The sequence below is a fragment of the Kitasatospora sp. LaBMicrA B282 genome, assembly GCF_050325825.1.
Classification (GTDB): Bacteria; Actinomycetota; Actinomycetes; order Streptomycetales; family Streptomycetaceae; genus Kitasatospora.
This window is the reverse complement of sequence record NZ_JBNQTI010000006.1, coordinates 38,333-62,034: the sequence shown is the minus strand read 5'-3', so window position 1 is coordinate 62,034 and position 23,702 is coordinate 38,333. Positions and strand designations below refer to the sequence as shown.

The 23,702-nt window shown below is 70.0% G+C and carries 21 protein-coding genes; 15 read left to right on the top strand and 6 right to left on the bottom strand.

Annotated features, from left to right (window positions below):
• Positions 1 to 14 precede the first annotated feature (14 nt).
• Positions 15 to 713 carry an HAD family hydrolase gene (locus tag ACQRUO_RS03265; protein WP_428314146.1) on the top strand — a complete coding sequence of 233 codons (699 nt, stop codon included), beginning with the start codon at positions 15 to 17 and terminating at the stop codon, positions 711 to 713.
• A 211-nt stretch (positions 714 to 924) separates the two neighbouring features.
• Here the strand turns inward: ACQRUO_RS03265 and ACQRUO_RS03260 are convergent, their stop codons facing one another.
• Positions 925 to 1,740 (bottom strand): helix-turn-helix transcriptional regulator, encoded by an 816-nt coding sequence (locus ACQRUO_RS03260; protein ID WP_428314145.1) that lies wholly within the window; start codon positions 1,738 to 1,740, stop codon positions 925 to 927.
• Positions 1,741 to 2,146: 406 nt separating this feature from the next.
• On the opposite strand from ACQRUO_RS03260, the gene fabG reads away from it, so the two are divergent.
• The 4 genes from fabG (at position 2,147) to ACQRUO_RS03240 (ending at position 5,677) form a co-directional block, all read left to right on the top strand.
• Positions 2,147 to 2,854: a 3-oxoacyl-ACP reductase FabG gene (gene fabG, locus ACQRUO_RS03255; RefSeq protein WP_428314144.1), complete on the top strand. Its 708-nt coding sequence runs from the start codon at positions 2,147 to 2,149 to the stop codon at positions 2,852 to 2,854.
• 445 nt (positions 2,855 to 3,299) lie between these two features.
• Positions 3,300 to 3,851, top strand: a complete 552-nt coding sequence (locus tag ACQRUO_RS03250; RefSeq protein ID WP_428314143.1) for a hypothetical protein — start codon at positions 3,300 to 3,302, stop codon at positions 3,849 to 3,851.
• 12 nt (positions 3,852 to 3,863) lie between these two features.
• Complete coding sequence (locus ACQRUO_RS03245) at positions 3,864 to 5,114, top strand: MAB_1171c family putative transporter (RefSeq protein WP_428314142.1); 1,251 nt, start codon at positions 3,864 to 3,866, stop codon at positions 5,112 to 5,114.
• Complete coding sequence (locus ACQRUO_RS03240) at positions 5,111 to 5,677, top strand: hypothetical protein (RefSeq protein ID WP_428314141.1); 567 nt, start codon at positions 5,111 to 5,113, stop codon at positions 5,675 to 5,677. The genes ACQRUO_RS03245 and ACQRUO_RS03240 overlap by 4 nt, the downstream gene beginning before the upstream one ends.
• Before the next feature lie 29 nt (positions 5,678 to 5,706).
• Here ACQRUO_RS03240 and ACQRUO_RS03235 read toward each other — a convergent pair whose 3' ends face one another.
• Positions 5,707 to 6,582, bottom strand: a complete 876-nt coding sequence (locus tag ACQRUO_RS03235) for a helix-turn-helix transcriptional regulator (protein ID WP_428314140.1) — start codon at positions 6,580 to 6,582, stop codon at positions 5,707 to 5,709.
• A gap of 504 nt (positions 6,583 to 7,086) precedes the next feature.
• On the opposite strand from ACQRUO_RS03235, the gene ACQRUO_RS03230 reads away from it, so the two are divergent.
• The 9 genes from ACQRUO_RS03230 (at position 7,087) to ACQRUO_RS03190 (ending at position 14,063) form a co-directional block, all read left to right on the top strand.
• Entirely contained in the window at positions 7,087 to 7,413 is a 327-nt protein-coding gene (locus ACQRUO_RS03230) for a transcriptional regulator (RefSeq protein WP_428314139.1), read from the top strand.
• 1 nt (position 7,414) lies between these two features.
• The gene (locus ACQRUO_RS03225; protein WP_428314138.1) at positions 7,415 to 8,458 is read left to right on the top strand and encodes a hypothetical protein; all 1,044 of its coding nucleotides are present in this window, start codon (positions 7,415 to 7,417) and stop codon (positions 8,456 to 8,458) included.
• Entirely contained in the window at positions 8,458 to 9,165 is a 708-nt protein-coding gene (locus ACQRUO_RS03220; RefSeq protein ID WP_428314137.1) for an ATP-binding protein, read from the top strand. Before ACQRUO_RS03225 ends, ACQRUO_RS03220 begins: the two co-directional genes overlap by 1 nt.
• A gap of 108 nt (positions 9,166 to 9,273) precedes the next feature.
• Positions 9,274 to 9,843 carry a WhiB family transcriptional regulator gene (locus ACQRUO_RS03215; protein ID WP_428314136.1) on the top strand — a complete coding sequence of 190 codons (570 nt, stop codon included), beginning with the start codon at positions 9,274 to 9,276 and terminating at the stop codon, positions 9,841 to 9,843.
• Entirely contained in the window at positions 9,840 to 10,877 is a 1,038-nt protein-coding gene (locus ACQRUO_RS03210; protein ID WP_428314135.1) for a DUF2637 domain-containing protein, read from the top strand. The genes ACQRUO_RS03215 and ACQRUO_RS03210 overlap by 4 nt, the downstream gene beginning before the upstream one ends.
• Positions 10,878 to 10,961: 84 nt before the next feature.
• Positions 10,962 to 11,186, top strand: coding sequence for a hypothetical protein (locus tag ACQRUO_RS03205; protein WP_428314134.1), 225 nt, complete (start codon positions 10,962 to 10,964; stop codon positions 11,184 to 11,186).
• Positions 11,187 to 11,449: 263 nt separating this feature from the next.
• On the top strand, positions 11,450 to 11,800 hold the full coding sequence (locus ACQRUO_RS03200) for a MobC family plasmid mobilization relaxosome protein (RefSeq protein ID WP_428314133.1): 351 nt from the start codon (positions 11,450 to 11,452) through the stop codon (positions 11,798 to 11,800).
• Complete coding sequence (locus ACQRUO_RS03195) at positions 11,797 to 13,545, top strand: relaxase/mobilization nuclease domain-containing protein (RefSeq protein WP_428314132.1); 1,749 nt, start codon at positions 11,797 to 11,799, stop codon at positions 13,543 to 13,545. The genes ACQRUO_RS03200 and ACQRUO_RS03195 overlap by 4 nt, the downstream gene beginning before the upstream one ends.
• 116 nt (positions 13,546 to 13,661) lie before the next feature.
• Positions 13,662 to 14,063, top strand: coding sequence for a hypothetical protein (locus ACQRUO_RS03190; RefSeq protein WP_428314131.1), 402 nt, complete (start codon positions 13,662 to 13,664; stop codon positions 14,061 to 14,063).
• 349 nt (positions 14,064 to 14,412) lie between these two features.
• Here ACQRUO_RS03190 and ACQRUO_RS03185 read toward each other — a convergent pair whose 3' ends face one another.
• A complete protein-coding gene (locus ACQRUO_RS03185; protein WP_428314130.1) occupies positions 14,413 to 15,180 on the bottom strand; it encodes a thioesterase II family protein in 768 nt (255 codons plus the stop codon).
• A 130-nt stretch (positions 15,181 to 15,310) separates the two neighbouring features.
• Between ACQRUO_RS03185 and ACQRUO_RS03180 the strand changes: the two genes are divergently transcribed.
• Positions 15,311 to 21,793, top strand: coding sequence for an acyltransferase domain-containing protein (locus ACQRUO_RS03180; protein ID WP_428314129.1), 6,483 nt, complete (start codon positions 15,311 to 15,313; stop codon positions 21,791 to 21,793).
• 376 nt (positions 21,794 to 22,169) lie between these two features.
• Here ACQRUO_RS03180 and ACQRUO_RS03175 read toward each other — a convergent pair whose 3' ends face one another.
• The 3 genes from ACQRUO_RS03175 to ACQRUO_RS03165 all read right to left on the bottom strand — a co-directional run bounded on the left by ACQRUO_RS03175 (position 22,170) and on the right by ACQRUO_RS03165 (position 23,672).
• Positions 22,170 to 22,880, bottom strand: coding sequence for a PP2C family protein-serine/threonine phosphatase (locus tag ACQRUO_RS03175; RefSeq protein WP_428314128.1), 711 nt, complete (start codon positions 22,878 to 22,880; stop codon positions 22,170 to 22,172).
• A gap of 163 nt (positions 22,881 to 23,043) precedes the next feature.
• Positions 23,044 to 23,469 carry an esterase gene (locus tag ACQRUO_RS03170; protein ID WP_428314127.1) on the bottom strand — a complete coding sequence of 142 codons (426 nt, stop codon included), beginning with the start codon at positions 23,467 to 23,469 and terminating at the stop codon, positions 23,044 to 23,046.
• A complete protein-coding gene (locus ACQRUO_RS03165) occupies positions 23,460 to 23,672 on the bottom strand; it encodes a hypothetical protein (protein ID WP_428314126.1) in 213 nt (70 codons plus the stop codon). The genes ACQRUO_RS03170 and ACQRUO_RS03165 overlap by 10 nt, the downstream gene beginning before the upstream one ends.
• Positions 23,673 to 23,702: the final 30 nt, after the last annotated feature.

The following is a 23,702-nucleotide window of genomic DNA, read 5'->3' as shown; positions in this document are numbered from 1 at the left end:
CCTACGCTGGCCCGATGGCGCTCATCGTCTTGTGGGACATTGACCACACGCTCATCGACAACGCAGGGGTGAGCAAGGAGATCTACAGTGCGGCCTTCGAGGCCGTGGCGGGGTGCCGGCCATCGGCCCCCGCGGTGACGGAGGGCCGCACCGATCGGCTGATCATGGGGGAGATGTTCGACCGGAACAGGCTGATTCAGCCGACGTGGCACGCCGTCCAGGAGGCCCTTGAGGTAGCCGGCCGCGAGCGCTTCGAGACGCTGCGGCAGCGGGGCCGTGTGCTTCCCGGTGTCCGGGAGGCCCTGAGGGCGCTCGCGCAGAAGCCCACGGTCATCTCGTCTGTGCTGACCGGCAACATCGAGGCAAACGCCCACGTGAAGCTGGCGGCCTTCGGGCTCGACGAGCTGGTGGACCTGGAGGTCGGCGCGTACGGTGCCGACCACCGAGACCGCGCCGCGCTTGTTGGAGTGGCCCGCGACCGTATCCGCACCGCCTACGGCGTACCCGCCGAGACACCAGCGGTGCTAGTTGGCGACACCCCCCGCGATGTCGAAGCTGCGCTGTCCAGCGGGGTTCGGATCATCGCAGTTGCTACCGGAGTCCACACCACCGAGGAGCTTCGAGATGTCGGCGCCGAAACGGTGCTGCCGGACCTGACCGACACGGTCGCTCTGCTGGCCCACTTCGCGTCTGCCGCCAAGCTCGGCGGCTGACGTACCGTCTGGGCACATCTCGCCGGGTGGCTCGCGTTCAGCGAGCGGGCAACTTGGTGCCGGGCGACTCGGCTTGGTCGAGCGTGAGCGTGTTTGGTATCGGGCGTTCGCGGGCTGTCGGGAGTGATCGCCTGCTGCCAGCCGCTGTGGCAGCGGCGACAGCAGGCGATCACTGGCGCTCGACCGCCCGTCTGATGGGACCGAGACTGGATCAGGCGCCGTGGAAGCTGACGATGAACCGCAGCTTGGTGTTACGCAGGGGAGCCAGTGCCATGATTCGGCAGGGCACCTTGTCGTCGCCACCGTGGGGCATGCGCATGTACCGGACATCGCCATCGGGATGCACGTAGTAGTCGTGCCGGTCCCAGAGTTCCTGTGCTTCGGGACAGCCTTCCATGATGTCCCGCACGAGCTCCTTCAGCTGCTCGTTGTCGGGATTTTGAGCCGCCACGGTCCTGATCTGGGCAAGGAATGGCGCGGCCCAGTCTTCCTTCCACCTGACCATTTGCTCGCGGGCTTCAGGGAAGAGGAAAGACCAGCGCATGATGTTGGGCTGGTACACCCACGGGTACAGCTCTCTGGAGGGACTGTTATGGGCGACGACGTTCCAAGCGATGTCAGAGATGTAAGCCGGGTGAGGCAACATCATGTCGAGCATCCGCTGCATATCGACGTCCATCGCCGCCATCGCGTCCGGTTCCGGGTCCCGCTGCCTGGGTGCGCGCCCGAGTGCGTGATGGAACAACGCCAATTTTTCCCCCTCGTTCAGGCGAAGCGTGAAGGCCACTCGCTCCAGGAAATCCTCGCTGAAGTTGGCGGCCGGCTCCCCATTTTCGAGCTTGCTGTACCAGCGAAGGGATACGCCGGTATATCTAGCCATCTCCGTCTTTGTGACAGGAGTCGTTCGGCGGCTGGCCGTTTTCACGAGGCCTGGCAGTGCATTGGGATCCAGGCGACGACGCCAGCGCTCGACCATTCCTGCCAGAGTCTCGTCACGGGCGGCAAGGCGTTCGTGAGCGGTTCTCATGACTGCTGAGTCTAAGCAGCGGGTGGGGAGTGGACATCACCGGGGATCGTGTGGCGAACGCCACAGCGGCCTTAAATACCTGACCTTATAACGGGACGATCACGGGAGCTGTTCTCGGGTGATGATCCGTCAGTCGGACTTGATCAATGGGCCCGATTCTCATGCGGCGTCAGGAGGTGCCAATGGGGCCGGACATGGCCGACGTGAGGGTTCTGGTGACACGGTTGGCTGATTACGCAGAGTGATCGATATGCGTAGCGAAGGACTGTCAGCGCCGGAACTGGTAGTTCCGGAACTGGTAGTTCCGGAACTGATTGTTCGTGTCGCGATTTGGCAAGGTGTGAGCCCTGGGCGCGAGTCCCAGGCTCGGATCCGTACTACCCCCTGCACCCTGCTTGGAGCCCTCATGTCTCGATCCGCCCTTGTCATCGGTGGCAGCCGCGGCATCGGCATGGCCGTCGCGCGGCAGCTCGCCGCAGACGGTCACACCGTCTCGATCACCTCCCGCACGGGCGAGTCCCCGCAGGAGGGGCTGAACGCGGTCAAGTGCGACGTCACAAGGCCGGAATCGGTGGAGAGCGCCTTCGCTGAGGTCGAGGCAGCCCAAGGGCCGGTCGAGATCGTGGTGATCAACGCGGGCATCACCCGCGACGCGTTGCTTCTTCGCATGACTGAGGAAGACTTCGACGCCACGCTTCAGACCAATCTGGCCGGCGCGTACCGAGTCGCCAAGCGGGCCGCGAAGGGCATGCTGCGCTTGAGGCGCGGGCGACTGGTGTTCATCTCCTCCGCGGGGGCGATGACGGGTGAGGCTGGTCAGGCCAACTATGCAGCGTCCAAGGCCGGCCTGATCGGCTTCGCCCGCTCCCTGGCCCGGGAGCTGGCCTCGCGCGGCATCACCAGCAACGTGGTCTCTCCTGGTCTCACGGAGACCGACATGACTGCTGTGCTGACCGATGGCCAGCGCGAGTCGTTGCTGCAGCGGGTGCCGATGGGCCGCATGGCCCGGCCGGAGGAGGTCGCGGCTGTGGTGTCGTTCGTGGCTTCCGATGCCGCGTCGTACGTGACCGGTGCGGTGATCCCGGTCGACGGCGGCGTCGGCATGGGCCACTGATCCCCTTGGCGGTCGGTTCGGGTCCTGGTCACGCGAGGGGATGACCAGGCCCCGTTCCGGCGAACCGCAGGACGGTGCGCGTCATCTTGAGCCAATCGGAGCTGTCCCCCTGTCAGCTGGGATTGGCCTAGTGCCGTTTCCCGTGTCTTGTGCGGTGCGCACGCTGGGCACGAATCGGATGCGGCACTCTATTCTGACCGTCCAATCCTTACGAGGAATCGGTGTCCACTCTCAAATTCTCGCCGCCGCAATCATCGGCTTTCAGGCCAGCGAGACCGCATCTCTCGCGCACTCCGCGTTCCGATGCTTTCTGTGCGGATGAAGCGCTCAGTCCTCTTTCCAATTCCAGCCCAGTAGGCCGAGAAGCCGGTCGACTCGGGGCTATCGCGGGCCAGGCTAGGCCACCGCAGGCGGCGCACGGCCGGCAGCCGGAGGGAATCCCGGCATGCTGACAGCGATGCGCCGGCTACGCAGGCAGTGCGAGCGAAAGCTGTCGGACCTGCCGCTCCCGGAGCCGTTTAGCCTCGAAGCTCTGGTGACCAACATGGAGGCGGCCACCGGTCGCACGATCAAGATGGTGCCGCTTGACGACCGCAGGAGCGATCTCCGCACAGCCTGCGGCTTGCGCGTCCGCACTGGCGACCTCTCCTTGATCTTCTATCGCCCGCGCCCCACCCAGAACCAGACTGACCACGTGAAGCTCCACGAGCTGGTGCACGAATGGTTCGACCACGGCACCACGCTGGGAGAGGCAGAGTTCCGACTGCTCGTCCCCGAGTACCTGCGCCAGAGCCTCTCTGATCGCATGGGCAGTGGTCTCGTCGTCCAGGGACGCGCGCGCTACGACACCCGCGAGGAGCAGGAAGCAGAGCTGTCCGCCTCGCTGATCAAGCGCATCGTCCGGCGCCAGCAGCTACCCGCAGGAGGCGACCTGGTCAGCCTCCTTGAGTCCACCCTGTCGCACCCCGTGGCCGCCCCCCGGCGAATCCAGAAGTAGGAAGGAAGTTCCGTGCTAGCTTTCGCGGCTTACGCCGCCGCGACCATGATGACTGTGGTCGCGGTGTGGCGGTTGCCGGCCGTCCTGTACGGGGACGCGCACCGGCGCGCCCTGTGGGGCTGTTACGCGGGCTTCGCGGCCGCTCTGTGGCTCAAGAGTCCTGGTGTGATCAGCCTGATGGACCACCAGCCGATCGTCGACCTGTCGGTCCTGCTCAAGCACTTCGTCAGCACGGGAGCGATCCTTGCGATCCTCACCTATGTCGTCGCGTGCTACGGCAGAACAGATCAGGAAGTGATCCCGCGCCACGTCGCCGTGGCGCGCTGGATCGAGAAAACCGCGTGGAAGGCCGCAGTCGGGCAACTTGCGGTGATGACACTGCTTTTCTTCACCGTGGTGAACCGCAGCCGGCCGAGCGTGGACTTCGTGCCCGACCATGCCGGGCAGTGGGGCGCCATTCTGTATGAGAGCATTTTCTACGTGTATCTCGGCGCTTCGTCGGCCGTCACGTGCTACCAGTGGTCCAGCGCCATGCGACGCGCAGACACTCGTCTCTTGCGCACTGGCCTGGGCCTGATGGCCTTCGCAATGGTCATCGGTGTGGCGTACGTGCTGATCCGTACGACCTTCATGTGGGTCACCATCGTCACGCCGCTCGATCCCGCCTTCGACCACAAGCTGGGCGTCGATACCGAATACATGCAGATCCTGCTGTTCATGACGTTCGCCGCGGGCGTGAGTATTCCGACCACCAATGCCGCCGCCTCTCGGTGGCGGTCCTGGCGGGCGCTGTGGCATCTGTACCCGCTGTGGCGTGACCTGATCAGCGTGTTCCCTGAAGTTGCCTTCCAGGAGCCGGCAAACCGCTGGCGAGAGATCACCCGGACTGACCCGCCGATGGACGTTCGACTGGACAGGTGGATCCAGGACATCGCTGACGTGGTCGAGCAACTGCGCCACCACGCTTCGCCGATCCTGCTGCCCGTCATCGAAGGGGCGGTGGAAGCGACTGTGGATCCGCAGGCAGCCGCCGAGGCGCTGTGGATCAAGGCAGCGCTGGTCAACGCCCGAGCGGGGCACCGCAACGAGGTGCCTGCTCCCGCGCTGCCCAGCAAACCGATCGCGAACAGCAACGCGGAGGCGGCCTGGCTGCTGCGCGTCCGGGAGGCGTACTCCGCCGCGACCGAGATGCAGGTCGCGGAGCTTCTGGCAATCGCCGAGGCGGAGGAGTGCGCCATGGCTCTAGAGGAATTGGCCCTGTGAAGACCGCCCTGGCGCGAATCGTCACCGATGTCCTGCAGCCACGGAACGTGCTGCTGGCCGGGCTTACCGGCCTGGGCGCCGCCGCGGCCGGCAACTGGGCCGGCATCGGTTGGGGGCTGCTGGCGGCGCTGTGCGCCGGCATCATCCCGGCGACGTACATCGAGTGGGAGCGCAAGCGCGGGACCTGGGGCGACCGGCACGTCGTTGACCGGACCAAACGGGCACCGATCTTCTTCGTCATCCTCGGTTCGATCGGCTTCGGGTCCCTCCTGATGCTCCTGGGCCATGCCCCAAGTGACATCCTCCGCGCCATGATCGCCTTGTGGGCGATGACCGTGGGCCTGCTCTCGATCAACACTGTCTGGAAGATCAGTGTCGACAGCGCAGTCGCCAGTGCGGTGGTCACCATGCTGGCGGTGGTCCACTCACCCTGGTGGACGGCCGCGTATCCGCTGGTTGTCGCAGTCTGCTGGTCGCGGGTGGCGCTGAAGTACCACACCGTCGCGCAGACCGTGGCGGGTGCAGCACTCGGTGGGGCAACGGTGGTCGCCTGGCTTTGGTAACGACATGACCCGATGCGGGCCCCCACTCACTAGTGGGGGCCCGCCTTCTGCTGGGCTTCCGCCACGAGGGCGCTGATCTTGGCGAGCATCGCCGGATCGAGACCCGCCTCAGCGCCGCGGGCCGCAAGCCCGAAGCCGTCGGTGTTGCGCAGCGCGAGCAGGCTGATGGCGTCCACGACCTGACGCTCAAGTTCCTCGTCGCTCTGGAAGTACAACTGGGTGACGCCGAAGAACTCGGCCAGGCCTTCGAGGACAACGCCGGCCGCAAGCCCGCTGAGGACCTCGGTCGCCGGCGGCGTACCCGTGCGCAGCGCCTCCACAGTGCCCGCGGAGATGACCTCGACACCGGCATGGCCATTGACGGCCACCGCGATCTGCGCGTCCGTGGGCTGCTCGTGCGGGAAGGTGGTCTCAAGGAGGTACGTGAGCTTCTCGGCGAGCGTCCGGGGGACCGGCAGCGCGGGGACGGTGGGCTCGACGACGATGCCGAACGACCGGTCCTGCGCCGCCAGCAGCTCCTTCTCGCCCACCTTGTAGGCAGCGGCCAGAAGAGGGACGTAGGCGGCGTTGAGTCGCCGTACTCCGCGCTCGGCGTTACTGACGGGGATGTGAGACCTGGCGCCGATCAGCTCGCCGGTCCTCTTCTGTGGGTAGCCGGCATCGCACCGAAGATCGGCCAGGTCCGGTTCACCGAGGCGCGGGAACAGCGAGTCCAGCGACTCGCCGAGCGCCCGCGCGATGGCAGGCAGCCGCTCCGGCTCGGGGAAGGTGGCCCCGGTCTCCCACTTGGCAACCGTGGGCTGTTCGACCCCTACGCCCTCGGCACGCCCCAGGGCCTCCTGCGACAGCTCGCGGGCTCTGCGGGCGCGGCGAAGGTGCTGGCCGTCGAACTGGCGAACGGGCATCCGGGTACTCCTGGCGGCGGCTGGCGATCACGAATCTGGGAAGTCGCCGGGCTATCGGCTTGATAGCGTCATGCATGTAGCATACTGTGCGCTATCAGATGGAGCCCGTCATGCTTCTCGATACCGAGTATCGCATACGGGTCGATAGCGCAAGGCATGTGAGCTTCGCTGTCCGCCTCGGGGGCCTGATGGTGACGGCTCGGGCTGCATGACGCCTGGGATTCGGCTGCGGGAGCGGAAAATCCTGCACTGACCTGGGAGTTAAGGGCTGGATGCGCGGCACCTAGTCGATCTATGGTCGTGCTCCCGCCGCGACGGCAGGCGGGGACAGAGGGAGGGGTGGATGTCGTAGTACGCGGCCGGAAATGAGACCGGCGCCCGGGAGCTACCAACTCCTGGACGCCGGGCCGGCACCTCGAAGGGCGCCGATTCACAACCACGCGGGCGGCGGGACATCTCGGCACGAGACCGCCGCGCGCGCTCCTACAAACCACGGAGTATCGCATGCTCGCCATGCCCACGGAAACCCATCTTTCGGCGATCAGCCCGAGTCAACGACGCCTCGCTCTCCAGCTGGCCGACATGATCCCGGGTGCGGCCATCGTCTGCGTCAGCCTCGCCGACCCCCGGTGGCAGTGGCCCCACCCCTACACGGTGGCGCTCGCCGCGAGCGGAGCGAAACTGCCGCTGAGCCGGACGACGACGAAGGTCGCTGCCCGCTGGGTGCTGCGCACCTGGCCGAACGCGGACTGGACGCGCCCGCACGTCCTCGACCTCGCGACTGGCCAGCTGACCGTCGGCACACTCGTCTCCGCGGCTCGGGGCCGCTGACATGTCCCGGATCCGACCGGTCAAGCCGGAGGCGTACACCTCCGAGACCCTCGCCGAGCTGTCCATCTACGCCGAGCGCACCTTCATGGGGCTGGCCACCGAGTGCGACGACCGCGGCCGACACAAGGACCACGCCGCGATCATCTACGGCAAGCTCTGGGTGGTGCGCGCCGACCAGACGCCGGTCGACGTCGAGGATCACCTCATGCAGATGGAGCGGGTCGGCCTGATCCACCGGTACACCGGCTGCGACGGCAAGCGGTACCTCCACTACATCACGTGGGACCGCCACCAGAAGATCGACAAGCCGAGCCTGTCCCGGCTTCCCGCCTGCCCGCACTGTGCGCCGGAGCGTTGCGGCCCCTGCAAGGGCCCGTGCAGCCAGCGGTGTGCCGCTTCGCTCGGTACCGGGGTGCCTTCACCGCACATTCCCCGAGGACTCGACGAGGCTTCGCCGACCACTCCCGGAGTCCTCCATCACCCCGTCGAGGCCCCGCAGGCGCCTGATGCCCCTGCACTGACCGCCGCGGCTGACGGGGAGGACACCCTGCTCGACCTCGTGCAGGAACCCGTCGGGACAGAGAAGAAAACCGCAGGTCAGACGGCCTTCGCCGAGGAGTCCCCGAAGGCTCCCCGAAACCTCCCGGAGCCCTCGGCGCCTGGATCTAGGATCTTGGATCCTGGATCTTCTTTCCCTACGGGGCGCGAGGCGCCCGACGTTGACGCCGTCTCGGCCAACCAGCTGATCGGCGAGTACGTCGCTGCGTGCACCCAGCGCCCGCCGGGCAGCGTGCTCGGCCACCTCGGCAAGCTCACCAAGGCCCTGCTGGACGAGGGCATTGCGCCCGAGCACGTCCGGGCCGGGCTGCGGCGCTTCGCCGAGATCCAGGGTCACCCCTCCCGGCTGCCGAGCCTGGTCAACGACGCCATGAACGCACGGACCGCCGGTTTGGCGCGGCCGGGGTTCCGGTCTAACGTGCCTGCCAGCCACCAGGCGTGGACCAATCCGGTCGACGCCGTCGCCGCCTACGCCGAGGAGCTGTGATGCGCACCTACCGCGATCCGCAGATCCTCGCCGACGGCACCTCGGTGCTCGACCGGATGGCCAGGATCCTCGCGGCCAGGGGCATCGACCAGGCCACGGTCGCCGCCCTCCCGGACGAGCCGGAGCCGTACTCGCCGCTGGAGGCCCTGTCGGCCGGGATGCCGCCGCGCTACCGCGACGCGCTCGCGACGCACCCGCAGGTCCTCGCCTGGGCGCGCCAGGTCGCCGACCAGGCCCTCGCCCCGAGCACCGGCGCCCGCCGCCAACTCACCATCGGACCCAGCCTGCTGATGGCCGGAGTCGTCGGCGCAGGCAAGACCCACCAGGCCTACGGCGCGGTCCGCACCCTGGTCCAGGCCGGCATCGGCGTGCGCTGGCGCGCCACCACCGCCTCCGACCTCTACGCCGAACTGCGGCCCAGCCCCGACACCGACACCGAACGGGTCCTCGCCGCCTACAGCCGGGTACCGCTGCTCATCCTCGACGACCTCGGCGCCGCCAAGGCCACCGAGTGGACCGAGGAACAGACCTACCGGCTCATCAACCGCCGCTACAACCACATGCTCCCGACCCTGATCACCACCAACCTGCCGATCAGGGAACTGCGCACCTACCTCGGCGACCGCGTCGCCTCCCGCCTGCGGCAGATGACCACGCAGGTCAGCTTCGAGCCGGTCGATCGCAGAAGCCTCCAGCACGCCGCCTGAACGGCCACGCCACCGGCCCCCTCGGCCTGCCGCCACACCCTTCACCGACCCAGCGCACCTCTCCGCCGACGCAGCCCTGCGCGCGGAGAGCGATCGGAGCAACCCCGCATGATCACCACGACCCCTGCCGGCCACCGCTCGCTCGGCGACTACACCTGGCAGGACCAGGCTGTCTGCAGTCCGACCGAGTACAACCCCGTCGACCCCGAGGTGTTCTTCCCCGGACCGGAGGACGTCGACAAGATCGCCGCTGCCAAGGCGATGTGTGCCCAGTGCCCCGTCGCCCGCATCTGCCTGGATGCCGCCCTGGAGACGGGCGACACCCACGGCATTCGGGGCGGCTACACCGAGGAGGAACGCGAACCCCTGCACACCAACCAGCACAACCGACTCGACTACAGCCGCGTCAACGCCACGCTCGCCGGGCGCGACATCTCCCTCACGAAGGCCGAACGCCGCGCCGTCGTCCTCGCGGGCTACCGCCAGGGCGTCCCCGTCGATCGCCTTGCCTGGCTCCTCAAGATCACACCGCAGCACGCCCTCAAGCTCTACCGCGAAACCCGCCGCGCCATCCGCCACCGGCAGATCGCGGAGGACGCCACCCGCGCCGCCTCGGCCGACCACGGTGCCACCAGCACCGAGCAGCTGACCCGCGACGACTTCGGGACGGCCGCATGAGCACCACCACCGCGACTGCCCCGGCCACCGTCCATGTCACCGGCTGGGACCGGGCCGTCGTCATCGCTCTCGGCGCCTCCGGCTGCGCGCTGAGCTTCTCCGCCCTCCAGCAGATGGCCGTCGCCATCCACGTCCGAGGCTTCCTCACCTACCTCTTCCCGATCATCGTCGACGGCTTCATCGCCTACGGCGTGCGTGCCCTGCTGGTCCTGCGCACCGCACCGCTGCGGGCCCGCGCCTACGTATGGCTGCTCTTCGGCGCGGCCACCGGGACGAGCCTGTGGGCCAACGCCCTGCACGCCGTCCGGTTGAACGAGCAGAACGCCACCACCGGCCTTCGGCTGGGCGACACGGTGGTCGCGGTGCTGTCCACCATCGCCCCGCTCGCGCTGGCCGGCGCCGTCCACCTCTACATCCTCATCGCCCGAGGACCGGTCAGTCCTGCCGACCGGGACGCTCACGGCGACCGACCAGCTGAGGCTGACCGAGGTCAGGCCACGTCTGACCCCGGTCAGGTCACCGGCGAGAAAGCCGGACTGACCGAGGGCGCTGTGCTGACCGCCGGTCAGGACAGTGCCGGTCACCCCGCCTTCGGTCAGCCGGTCAGCCGCCCGGTCACCGTCCCGGTCGGTTATCCGGTCACTGCCCCGCAGCTGACCCCGGTCAGCCCGGTCGGCCTGACCAAGCCCTCTGACCTGGGCGGTCACCCGGACACCGACCGGCAGCTCACTGACCGACCGCCGGTCACTATCCCGCCGGTCAGCCGCACCGAGACCGGAGGCCAGCCGGCCACCGTCCCGGTCACTGCCCCGCCGGTCACTGACCGGGACGGAAACCGCCGCCCTGACCTGGACACCGAGGAACTGCTGAGGATCGCCCGGCAGGCGGTCAAGAAGGAGGACAAACTGACCCGCAAGGTTGTCGCCCAGGCGATCCGCGGTCAGCAGATCCCCTTGTCCAGCGACACCCTGACCCAGCTGATGGCCCAGCTCCGCGAACAGCACGGTCAGCCGGTCAGCGCCGACCTGAACTGACCGACCCGAACCGCCGGGGTGACCGACCAGGTCACCCCGGCCGGTCACCCACCCGAACTACCCCTTCGAACCGGAGCACCCGGCATGCGCATCACCCCCGCCACCTGGGCCGAGGCGGACTCCTGGCTCGCTGTCCTCACCCAGCGCGGCCACCTCCACCACGTCGAAGCCGGCCCCGACGGCGCCCGAAGCGTCCAGCGCGGCCGGCACTCGCGCCCCTGGACCCTCCACCACCCGGTCCTCGCCCTCGACTTCGTCGAAGACCTCGTCCGCGAGATCCGCCAGCGCGACGCCGAGGCCAACCGATGACCACCACCGAACCGGCCGGCGCTACCCACGGACCGGAGGGTGACCGCGATCAGGCTCCTGGCGGAGCAAGTTGTGGGGTAAGGAGTCCTTACCCCGCCCCCGCCCCCAAGGGGACGAGGGCACCCCGGTCGTCGGCAGACCCAGGGGGGCCTGCCGACGACCGGGGAGTCGGCCCAGGGGTGCCGACCACAGGGGAGCAACCGCCGCAGCAGCCCGCCTCCGGAGCTGCCAGCCCGGCCACCCGTCGTCGTCTGCGCCAGAGCGTGCCGCGCACCAATCGCGTCTGCCCCCGATTCAGCGACGCCGAGTGGACCCTCCTCCAGCGCGCCGCCGACCGAGCAGAACTTGCCCCTGGCGGATACACGGCCGCCGCCGCCCTGGCGGCCGCAGCCAGTACCGACCCGAGCGCCGCCGTCGCCGACTACCGGCGCGGCATCCAGGAACTCATGGAGTCCAACCGCCAGCTCGGTGCCGTCGGCAACAACCTCAACCAGCTCACCCACTTCCTCAATGCCGGCGGCCAACCCGCAACCGACCTCCGCCACCTCCTGCACCGCATCGAAGCATCCATCACCGCTGTCGACGAAGCGGTCGCCTGGATGGTCCGCCGGTGATCCCCAAGATCCGCACCGGAACCGGCGGCACCTACGGCCTCATCCGCTACCTCTTCGGACCGGGCAAACGCGACGAACACACCGACCAGCACCTCGTCGCCTCCTGGAACAGCTTCGCCCCCGACCCCGGCCGCAACCCCCACCACACCATCGCCCAACTCGCCGCCCAACTCGACCAGCCCGTCAAAGCCATCGGCGACCGCGCCCCGACCACCACCATCTGGCACTGCTCGGTGCGCACCGACCCCGGCGACCGCCACCTCGACGACGCCGAGTGGGCCGCCATCGCACGCCGCATCGTCCACGCCACCGGCATCGCCCGCCACGGCGACACCACCGCCTGCCGCTGGGTCGCCGTCCGCCACGCACCCGACCACATCCACATCGCCGCCACCCTCGTCCGCCAGGACGGCCGCCACGCGGGCCTCAGCTACGACAAGCGCAAGGCCCAGGCCGAGGCCCGCCACATCGAGAAGGAGTACGGCCTGCGCCAGCTCCACCCCGGCGACGGCACCGCCGCCAAGAACCCCACCAGTCAGGAACGCTTCAAGGCCGAACGCACCGGCCGCACCGAGACCCCACGCGAGACCCTGCGCGAAGCCGTCCGCCAAGCCGTCGCGGGAGCTGCCACCGAGGAGGAGTTCTTCACCCGCTTGCGCGATGCCGGCCTGCGGATCAAGCTCCGCCACGCACCCAGCGGCGACGTCCTCGGCTACAACGTCGCCCTCCCCGGCGACCGCAACGCTCACAAGGAACCCATCTGGTTCCCGGGCTCCAAGCTCGCCCCCGACCTCTCCCTGCCGCGCATCCGCCGCCACCTGACCGACAACCCCATCGACACCACCCCGCCCCGCTCGGGCACCGCCGGCAGCGACAACTCCGCCGCCGCGCGCCGGCGCCGCGAGGCCGCCGGCATCGCCGAGCACGCTACCGCCCTCCTCGACCAGGACGACGACCAAGCCGCCGCCCACCTGATCGGCGCAGGCGAAATCCTCGACGCCCTCGCCCAGACCGCCCCCGCCGCCAACCGCGCCGAACTGCGAGAAGCCGCCCGCGCCTTCGAACGCGCCACCCGCAGCCACATCCGCGCCGAGAACGCCGACATCCGCGCCATGCGCTCCGCCGCCCGCGGAATCGCCCACGCTGGCACCGCACTGGGACGCGGTGAAGACGGCGGCACCACCGCCATGGTCCTATCCACCCTCGTCCTGCTCGCCCTGGCTGCCGCCCGCTGGCACTCCGCCCGCGGCCACGCCCAACAAGCCGAAGCCGCCCGCCAAACCGCTGAACACCTGCGCACCGCCTACCACCAGGCCGCCGCCACCCCCATGCGCACCATGCGCGAGATCGGCCGCGCCCTACCCGAGACCGAGCGCCGCCGCCACAACGCAACCATCCGGGACGCACTCGGCGACACGGACACCCAGAAGGGCCCGGACGGCGAGCACGACGCCCTGGCGGCCGTGCTCGCCGAGGCCGAGAAGGCCGGCCACGACCCGAAGACCCTCCTGGAAAAAGCCGTCGACCTGCGGGAACTGGGAACCGCCCGCAACAGCAACGACGTCATCGTCTGGCGAATCCGCCGCCTGGCTGACCTGCCCGCCAACCCCGAACCACCCCGGACCGCCGGCGCCCCCGCCCCACGTACCCGAGCCGAACCAGGGCGCGTCCACACCCGTGGCGACCAGCCAGGCCGCCCCGCGCCCCTGCCGGCAACCGACCCGCGTCGCGCGCCGGGCCGCTGAGCCGACGGCCGGGCTGACCACCATCGCGGCCAGCCCGGCCGTGCACCCCAAACCCCTGGCCACCCGCATCCACCAGGTGTTACGCAAGAAACCCGAGCCGCCCAAACGGAGAGCCCATGCCCAGAACCGACCAGACTGTGAGCACCACCCAAGCCCCCATCACGATCACGCCGACCCCGGAAGCCGCCGACCCGCTGCTGCAACTCCAGTACGAGACGCAGCCGCCCAGCGGCCCCGAGGCCGTCCGCGGCCTCCAGTGCCCCACCGAACTGGCCCTGCGCGGCATGCCAGTGACCTGCTCCAACTGCACGGCTCGCCGCGACTGGCTGCTGATCAACCACCGCCGCCACGTCTGGATCCGCTGCCGCTGCGCGCACCAGTGGCTGGAACCCGAGATCACGCGACGGGACTTCGACGCCATGCTCGCCAACCCGAGCTGGACGCATTACCCCACGCTCAACGCCGGGCTCGTGGGCCTCGGCTTCGACGGGACTTTCGCTGGCATCTACCTGGAGTAACGAGCGGTGTTGCATTGGATGCAACATTCGGCGTGACCGGTGCAGGCTGCTGACCTGCTGACTTCCAAGGGGCCGCCTTCGGGTCGGCCCCTTGCCCGGCCCCAGGATCAGGGCGGGAAACAGATGCAACGATGTTGCATTGGATGCAACGTGAGTCGAGCGGTGGATCTCCCCGGTTCAGCGCATCTGGTGCAGGCGCAGGCGTTGCGATCCTCGACCTGGAGCCTGCGGTCTTCGGGCCGATACTGGACGGATGATCGCAGCGGCAGCGGGCTCGGTTTCCTGGACGCCCGCCCACTTGCCTGCTCGAGTCTGGGGCGGGGAGGGGCCCTCTCCTCCGTGTCGACTGTCAGATGTCAGTCCGGCCAGCGGTCAGGGCGTTTCCAAGATGGGTGGCGAGCGCGCCCCAGTGGTTGCGCAGGTACATGTGTCCGCCTGGGTAGGTGCGGACGGTGCAGCGCGCGGTGGTGTAGGAGGCCCATTCGGCAAGGTCGGTATGGGGAGCGACGGGGTCCTCGTCGCCGCCGTGCACCGCGATGGGGTAGTCGAGTGGAGCACCTTCCTCGTACGTGTACGCCGTGTACATGGGCAGGTCCCGTCGGAAGGCGAACGCGGCGAGAGTGCGGTTGTTGGTGGCGAGGCCCAGGGCTTCGTGGACAGTCTGTTCGAACCGCTGGGGGTTGCTGAGTTGCCGGATGAGTTGGGGCGCTGCTGCAGGGGCAGGGACGGAGGAGACGGCGAGCAGGGCGAGTGGGACGCGGTGGTCGTGCAGACTCCGGGCGGTTTCGTAGGCGAGGAGCCCACCGCCGCTGTGGCCGAGGAGGCCGATGGTCTGGAATCCGTCGCCCTGCGCGGAGCCAGGGGTGACATGACGATCGGTCACGGCGGTTGCGATCGCGGCCGCTGCAGCCCGCACGGTGGGGAAGACGGACCCGCCGGTCTCGTCGGCTGGCAGGTTGATACCCACGGGGGTGACGTGTGGAGGCAGCAGGCGGGCGAGCGGCAGGAAGGTGTCGGGGTCGCCCCCGGCATGGGGGAAGCAGTAGAGGGTGGCGGAGGCGCCGGGGGCGGGGGCGCGCAGCGGGACGGTCAGCGGGGTGGTGGTGTTCGGGTTCACTGGATGCCTTCCTGGGCCGGGGCGGGTGTGGAGCGCCGCTCGCACGGTGCACGGCAGCGCGCTGCCGGGTGTGCGGATTGGGATGGTTTGCTCCGTTGACGGTTCAACGGAGCATCCGCACAGTGACGTTATGCAGCTTTCACCTGGCGGGGCGCAAGGGGCGGACGGTCGTATCGCGGTGGTGGGCATGGGGTGCCGGTTACCCGGTGGGGTGGCCTCGCCCGCGGCCCTGTGGGAGGCCCTGGTCACCGGCCGGGACCTGGTGGGGGAGGTGCCGGAGGATCGGTGGGACAGCGCCGGTTTCCACGATCTCGAGCCCGCCGTGCCGGGGAGGTCGGTGTCGGGCCGGGGCGGCTTTCTGGAGGACTTGCACGGTTTTGATGCCGGGTTCTTCGGAATCGGCGCCACCGAGCTGGAGTTCATGGATCCGGCGCAGCGCCTGGTCCTGGAGGTGTTCTGGGAAGGCCTGGTGCACGCGGGGATCGCGCCCTCGTCTCTGGCCGGCACGGCGGCTGGGGTGTTCCTGGGCCTGTCGCACCATGACCACGAACTCCTTCTGGACCGTTCGGGGTTGACCGGCCATCCGTATTCCACCACGGGCAACGCGCACAGCATCGCGGCCGGCAGGGTCGCCTACCACCTGGACGTGCACGGCCCGGCCGCCACCGTGGACACGGCCTGCTCCTCGGGGTTGCTCGCGGTGCACCTGGCGGCTCGCAGCCTGCTGGCAGGGGACTGCGATCTCGCTCTGGCCGGTGGCGTGACGGTGATGCAGCGCCCCGAGACCGAGGTGGCGCTCACGGGCTTGGGTGCGCTGTCGCCGACCGGCCGCTGCCGGCCCTTCGACGCGGACGCCGACGGGTACGTGCGCAGCGAGGCATGCGCGGTGGTGGTGCTCAAGCCGTTGGCGGCGGCGTTGCGCGATGGTGACCGGGTGTGGGCGGTGCTCTCGGGGACGGCGGTTAACCAGGACGGTCGCTCCGAGAGCATCACCACGCCCTCCGCGAGCGCGCAGGAAGCGGTCTTCCGTCGGGCGCTGCGGGAAGCCGGGGTGGATCCGGCGACCGTCGGACTGGTGGAGACCCATGGCACGGGGACCCAGCTTGGCGATCCGATCGAGTTCGCCGCGCTGCGCGCGGTGTACGGGGCCGGTGAGCAGCCGTGCGCGCTGGGAGCGGTCAAGTCGCAGACCGGGCACACCGAGTCCGCTTCCGGCGCGGTCGGGTTGATCAAGGTCGTGCTGGCGCTGGACGCCGGAGCGGTGCCCGGCAACCTGCACTTCGGGCGGTGGAACCGGGACATCGACCCGGCCGGCTCGCGGCTCTTCGTTCCGCAGGCCCTCGGACCGTGGCCGGTGACCGTGGGTCCCCGCCGGGCGGCGGTCTCCTCCTTCGGGTTCAGCGGCACGAACGTTCATGTCGTACTCGAACAGTTCCCGCAGCCCGTGTCGGCCGTTCCCCCTGCGGATGCCGCTGATGGTGGCGAGAAACCGCCCGGGGGTGGGCAGGCCCGGCTGGTGGTGTGGTCGGGCTCCACGGCCCAGGCGCGCGATGCCGGCGCAGGCGCGCTCGCGGACTGGCTCGAAGCCCACCCGTCGCCTCCCGCGCTCGGCGACCTCGCCCACACGCTCGCGGTGCGCCGCGACCACCTGCCGTTCCGACTGGCGGCGACTGCCGCCGACATCCCCGAACTGGTGGCGCAGTTGCGAGCCGCCGAAGCCGGGCACAGCGCGGTCGGCCTCTCGGTGGACGGAGTCAAGGGGCGCGGGTCGGCGCCGGTGTGGGTGTTCTCGGGGCAGGGCTCCCAGTGGCCTGGCATGGCACGGGACCTTCTGGACACCGAGCCTGCGTTCACAGCCGCCCTGGCGGAGGTGGAGCGGCTCATCGCCGTGGAGGGGGGCTTCTCCGTCCTGGAGCAGTTGCACGCTTCGGAACCGAGCGAGCGGATCGACCGGGTGCAGCCGGTGCTCTTCGCTTTGCAGACTGCCCTGGCCGCCGCGTGGCGGGCGCACGGCGTCGAGCCGGCCGCGGTGATCGGGCACTCGATGGGGGAAGCGGCCGCCGCGGTGGTCGCCGGGGCGATCACCCTGGCCGACGGGGCCCGCATCGTGTGCGGCCGCACCCGGCACATGCGCCGCCTGTCCGGTCGCGGTGCGATGGCCTCGGTCGAGATGCCCCCGCATCAGGTGCAGCAGGAGCTGGACGCGGCGGGCATCACGGAGGTGACTGTGGCGGTGTTCACCTCGCCCACCTCAACGGTCGTCGCCGGTGACACGGCGCGCGTCCACGAACTGGTCGACAGGTGGAGCGCACGGGGGTTCATGGCCAGGCTCGTGCGCGTGGACGTCGCCTCCCACTCACCGCAGGTCATCCCGGTCCTGGACGACCTCGCCGAGTCCGTCGCACGGGTCCGGCCCGTCCGGGCTCCGCTGGTGCCGTTCTACAGCACCGTCCTCGACGACCCGCGGGCCGCTCCGGCCTTCGACGCCACCTACTGGGTCGACAACCTGCGTTGCCCCGTCCGGTTCGCCGCAGCCGTCGAGGCAGCCGTCCACGACGGCCACCGGATCTTCATCGAACTGTCCCCGCATCCCCTGCTGACCCGGGCGATCACCGAGACGGCCCGACAAGCCGGACGGGAGGTCGCCGCTCTGGCCACCCTGCGCCGCGGCGAGAGCGAGGGACGTGGCCTGCTGGACGCGCTCGGCGCCGCCCACTGCGCCGGCGCCGCCGCCGACCGCACCACCTGGGACACCCCCACAGCCCCCGGCCACCTGGTGGACCTGCCGCTGCCGCACTGGGACCGCCCAGCCGTCCCCGCAGCCAAGCTGCCCGGCGCCGCCGCTCCCACCAGCCACCGCACCGGCGGCCATCCCCTCCTCGGCCACGGTTCGGAAGTGCCGCGCACCGACGGCGAGTTCCTGTACACCGCACTGGTAGGCACCGACACCGTCCCATGGCTGGCCGACCATCGCGTTCGTGGCGTTCCCGCGATGCCAGCCGCCGGCTACGTGGAAATCGCCCTGGCAGCGGCGACCGGCGCCACCGCCGGCACGGACCGACCGGGTGGCTCGGTCGAAATCACCGACCTGCGCTTCGAAGACCTCCTGCTCCTGGCCGAGCCGACGACCCTGACCACCACGCTCGCCCCCTCCGCCGACGGCGCGCAGCTGGCGGTCCTCAGTGCCCAGGACCAGGAATGGATCACCCACGCCCGGGCCACCGTCCCCGACCACACCACCCCACCGACCGCACCGCCCCCGCAGGACCTAGCGGATCTGACGGAGCGTCACTGCGAACCGGTCGACACCGACGGCTTCTACACCTGGGCACAGCAGCACGGCATCCTCCTCGGGTCCGCCTTCCAGGGCCTGACGACGGCCCGCACCCTCCCGACCGCCCCGGCGAAGGCAGCCCTGCCCCGCACGCTGCTGGCCGAACTGCGCCTGCCGGCCGCCCAACGCACCGAAGCCGCCGCCTACCGCGTCCACCCCGCCCTGCTCGACTGCGCACTCCAAGCCCTGGCCCTGCTCGCCGCGCCGGAACTCGCCGGCGACCGCCTGGTTCTCCCGCGCAGTATCGACGCCCTGCGCGCCCACGGCGACCTGGCAAGGGCCCGCTACTGCCTGGCAACCCTGCACGAACACGACGACCGCTCGTTCGCCGGCGACGTGCAACTGCTGACCCCCACCGGCGCGGTCGTCGCGGAACTCGAGGGCGTCCACATCGGCCGGCCCAGGTCCACCGACCCCGCCTTGCTGGACGAGCGCCTCGTCACCGTCGAGTGGGACCCCGTAGCGGGCGCGCAGGCCCCTCCATACCCGCTCGACACCACCGACGACGGACAACTGGCCGGCCCCTGGCTCCTGCTGACCGACACCGTCAGCCACCAGACCGGTGGGCAGACGGCGACAACGGCTCCGCACGTGCTCGCGGCGGCCCTACGGGAGCGCGGCATCACCGAATGCCGCCTCGCCCACCTCTGCACGGCAGACGGCACCCTGGCCCCCGACCTGGCCGACAGCACCCCCTGGAGCGGAATCGCGCTGCTCGCCGGAACGGGAGAGCAGCAGATCGACGACTCCCGCCTCCCGATCACCCCCGAGACGATCACCCACGCGCAGGGACTGGTCGAGCAACTGACCCGCATCGCCACAGTCGTGGCCGAGAACCCGGCACGCCCGCCACGCCTGTGCGTGATCACCACCCGGGCCCAGGCCGTGGCGGACGGCGAGCTCCCCGACTCCCGCTACGCCGGACTCACCGGCGCCTGCCGGGTCCTGCGCAACGAGCACCCCGACATCGCCGTGACCATGCTCGACGTCGACGACCTTCGCGCCCCGGGAACCGCGGAACTGATAGCCGCGGAACTGACGGCCCCCCGTACCGACGAGGAGATCGCGATCCGAGCCGGACGACGCTACGCCGCCCGACTGCGCCTGGCGCCGCTGAAGGACGCCGACCTGCGCACCGTCACTGCCGACCCCGCCGAAGAAGGCCTGACCCTGGAGGTCCGCTCTCCCGGAGACCTGGACACCGTCACCCTGCTGACCCACCGGCGCCGACCGCCCGGCCCCGGCGAGATCGAGGTCCGCGTCCACGCTTTCGGCCTCAACTTCGTCGACGCCCTCGCGGCCGCCGGTGTTGGCAAGTACCTCGACGGCGACCGGACCTCGATGGCGCACGACATCGCTGGCACGGTCACCGCCGTCGGCCCGGGGGTCCACCACCTGCGCCCCGGCAGCCGGGTCGTGGCCGTGGCCACGGCGACGAACAGCCACGCCATCTCCAGCGCGGACGCTGCATTCGAACTGCCCGCGGGTATGTCTTTCCAGGAAGGGGCCGGCCTGCCCGCCGTCTACCTGACCGCGTGGGCCGCCTTCCGGCACCTCGCCCACCTCCAGGCCGGCGAACGCGTGCTGATCCACTGCGCCAGCGGCGGCGTCGGGCACGCCGCCATCGCCCTGGCCAGGTCCATCGGCGCCGAGATCTTCGCCACCGCCGGCACCGAAGCCAAACGCGACTACCTGCGCTCCCTCGGCATCCAGCACGTCCACGACTCGCGCTCCCTCAGCTTCGCCGACGAGATCCGCACGGCAACGCACGGCGAAGGCGTCGACGTCGTCCTCAACTGCCTGACCGGACCAGCCCTGCGCGCAAGCCTGGACCTCCTGCGCCCCGGCGGCCGCTTCGTCGAGATCGGCAAGCACGACCTCTACGCCGACACCCGCCTCGACATGGGCGCCCTCAAACGCAACATCTCTTTCCACGCCTTCGACCTGCGTCTTGTCTTCCTGCAGGACCCCGCCCGCTTCGCGGCCCTCCTACGGGAAGTCGCCGAACCCCTGCGCAACGGCAGCCTGCCGGCCGTACCCGTCACCGCCTACCCCCTGGCGACTGCCAGCGACGCCCTACGCACCCTCGGCGCCGGGGCCCACCTCGGCAAGCTCGTCATCGATATGCCCCAACAGGGCGCAGTCACCGCCCTCGTCCCGCCTGAGCAGGCCACCCCCGTCCGCCCCGACGGCTCCTACATCGTCACCGGAGCCCTCGGCGGCCTGGGACAACTCGTCGTCCGCCACCTCGCCGAAAGCGGCGCCGGACGCCTGGTGCTCAACGGCCGGACCCCACCCGACGACCGGAGCCGGGCCACACTCGCCGCCCTGCGGGTCGCGACCGGCTGCGACATCCGGATCGAACTCGGCGACATCTCCGCACCTACCACCGCCCACCGCCTTCTCCAGACCGCCACCGAATCGGGCCTGCCCGTCCGCGGAGTCCTGCACACCGCTGCCGTCGTCGAGGACGCCGCCGCCACCCACCTCACCCCCGACCTCCTGATACGAGTCTGGGCCCCCAAAACCCTCGGCGCCCTCCACCTCCACCACGCCGTCCAGGGCCAGCCCCTGGACTGGTGGTGCAACTTCTCCTCCGGCTCCGCCCTCCTCGGCCTGCCCGGCCAGAGCGCCTACGCCTCCGCCAACAGCTGGCTCGACGCCTTCACCCACCACCAACGAGCCCAAGGGACCCCCGCCACCTCCATCGGCTGGGGAGCCTGGGCCGAACGCGGACGCGGCACCCACCTCGCCGACCAGGGCTACGCCATGATCACCCCCGACGAAGGCATCAACGCCCTCGACCAACTCCTGCGCCACACCCGTACCCACAGCGGTTACCTCCCCATCCACGGCTCCGGATGGCTGCCCGCCTACGCACCCCACGCACCCCGCTACCTCTCAGCCCTCACCCCGCAAACCACGGCAGACGGGGACCAGCAGGACCACACCGCCACGGCACTACTCGCCGAACTCATCGAACTTCCAGCCGAGCAACGCCGGACACAGCTCGAATCCATCCTCATCCACCACGCCGCGACCATCCTGCGCACCGCCCCCACCGCCCTCGACCCCGACCAGTCACTCACCGACCACGGCCTCGACTCCCTCGGCGTCCTCGAACTGCGCACCCGCGTTGAGCGCCAACTGACCGTCTGGCTCAGCCCAAAAGCCGTATGGGCCCACCCAACGCCCGCTCAGCTCGCCGACCACATCCTGAATCGCATCGACAACCACGGCCCCGCCGGGGCAGAACGCGGCCAACAGCGCCCCAAGTGAACCACCCCCAACCGACAGGGTCCTCTGCGCGCCTCCGGACAAAGGCTGTTTCCCCACCCGAGAAGACAGGCAGGGCGATTGGCGCCGGCGGGGTCACCAGTACTCCGGACGCCTGCGGCGGCACCAGGTCCTGCAGCACGCTCTACGAGGAGAACTCGAGGAGGGCCCAGGCATTGCCGTAGGAGACGGTCACCATCGGTTGCGCGCGGCAGCCGAAGAATACGACGCCCGGGAATAACTGCTCTCCACCGGTATAGGCAGGCAACAGGAAGGACCGCCACCGGTGTCGGTGGCGGTCCTCTTGCAGTGGTTCAGGTTGGTCATCGCTGGTGTCTGGTCGGTCAGCCGGCGCAGGCACTGGCTTGGGCTCAGACCGTCACAAGTGACGGAGCACCACGGCGGTCGCGTCGTCCCGTTCGCCGTCGGGGCCGGACGTGGCGGCGGAAACCAAGGCCTCGGCGAGGGCCTGGGGATCGCAAGCGTGCTTGACCACCAGAGCCTGCAGGACGTCGTGCGGCACCTGGTCGTGAACGCCGTCGGAGGTCAGGACGACCAGCGGGTGCTCGGTCCAGGCCTCGGCGACGGTGGCGACCGCCGCTGTGGCCACCGAGGTGCGAACCCACTGCGAGGCGTGCCGGGTTACCTCGCCCTTGTAACCAGCGATGGCCAGTTGTTCGGCAAGGTTGTGGTCCACGGTGCAGAGTTCGAGTTCGCCGTTGGCGGTCAGTGCGTACGCCCTGCAGTCGCCGACCCAAGCGATCCGGATCCGATCGTCACCCGGCTCCGCGACGGCCACGACGGCCACCGCGTCCGGTTCGGGCTCCTCGTCGGCCCCGGGGTCGGCGACCAGGTCTGTAGCAGTGAGGAGTCCGCCCAGGGGACTGCGGCGGGCAGAGATGCGCGCGACCACGTCGGCGAGCAGCTGGGCGACCGCCGTAACGCGGGGACTGTGCCCGATGCCGTCGACCACGGCCGCTGCCGTGGTCCCGTCCGCCTGGACGTGGACGGCGAAGGCGTCTCCGCTGGGCGCGGTGGTGCCCTCGCGGGTGGCCGTGCCGGTGATCACGTGTGTGCGCTCGGTGGTCATGCATTCCAGGCTACGGGGACCGCCGCAGGCCCGGTAAACGCTCGGCTAACGGACCACCAGGGCTTGCACGGTACGGGCCTCGCTGATCTGGTGAGCGCGGGTGGGAGTACGACAAGGCCGCCCCGGGCCGGGTCGGCGTGGGGCGGCCTTCTTGTGGGGTGGATCACGGCCTGGCGATGCGGTTGGCGAGGTCGAGTGCTGCGGTGGCCACGGCCAGGGCGGGGCACAGGCAGGTGACCTCGTGCAGGGTGGGGCGGACGAGGTGGGGCCAGTCGTCGGGGGCAGCAGGCCAGGTGGCGAGGTGGACGTCGGTGCTGGCCAGGCCGAGGTGGGCGGTGACGTCCCAGCCTGCCTCGGCGGCCTTCTCCCACCGCAGGAGAACGCGGCCGAAGGGCAGACGCGGAGCGGTGTCGGGAACCCAGAGGACCGTGATCGGCTGCTCGGGATGGGCGGGGGCGGTACGCACGAGTGCTCCGCTCGCCCAGCGCGGCATCGGCCGTAGGGCCAGGCTGTCGAGCGGGCGGGGGAGGTTGGGGCTGTCGTGGGTCGGGATGCGGTCCTCCTGCGGTCGGATGGGGCTCAGGCCCATGCGAGTTCGTCGCGGACGGCGGGCGGCAGGTAGCCCTCCTGGCCGTCCTCGGCGAGGTAGACCAGGCCGTTGTCGACCACGACGTTCGCGGCCAGCAGGTGGGAGAAGGGCCAGTCGGGGTTGACCGCGAGCCGCACCCGCAGCGTGGGGTCGAGGTTCTGGAGTTGAGCGATCAGGTGCGCGACGGTCAGGTGCTGGGGCATGGCAGATCTCCAGGAGGTAAGAGATGGAGG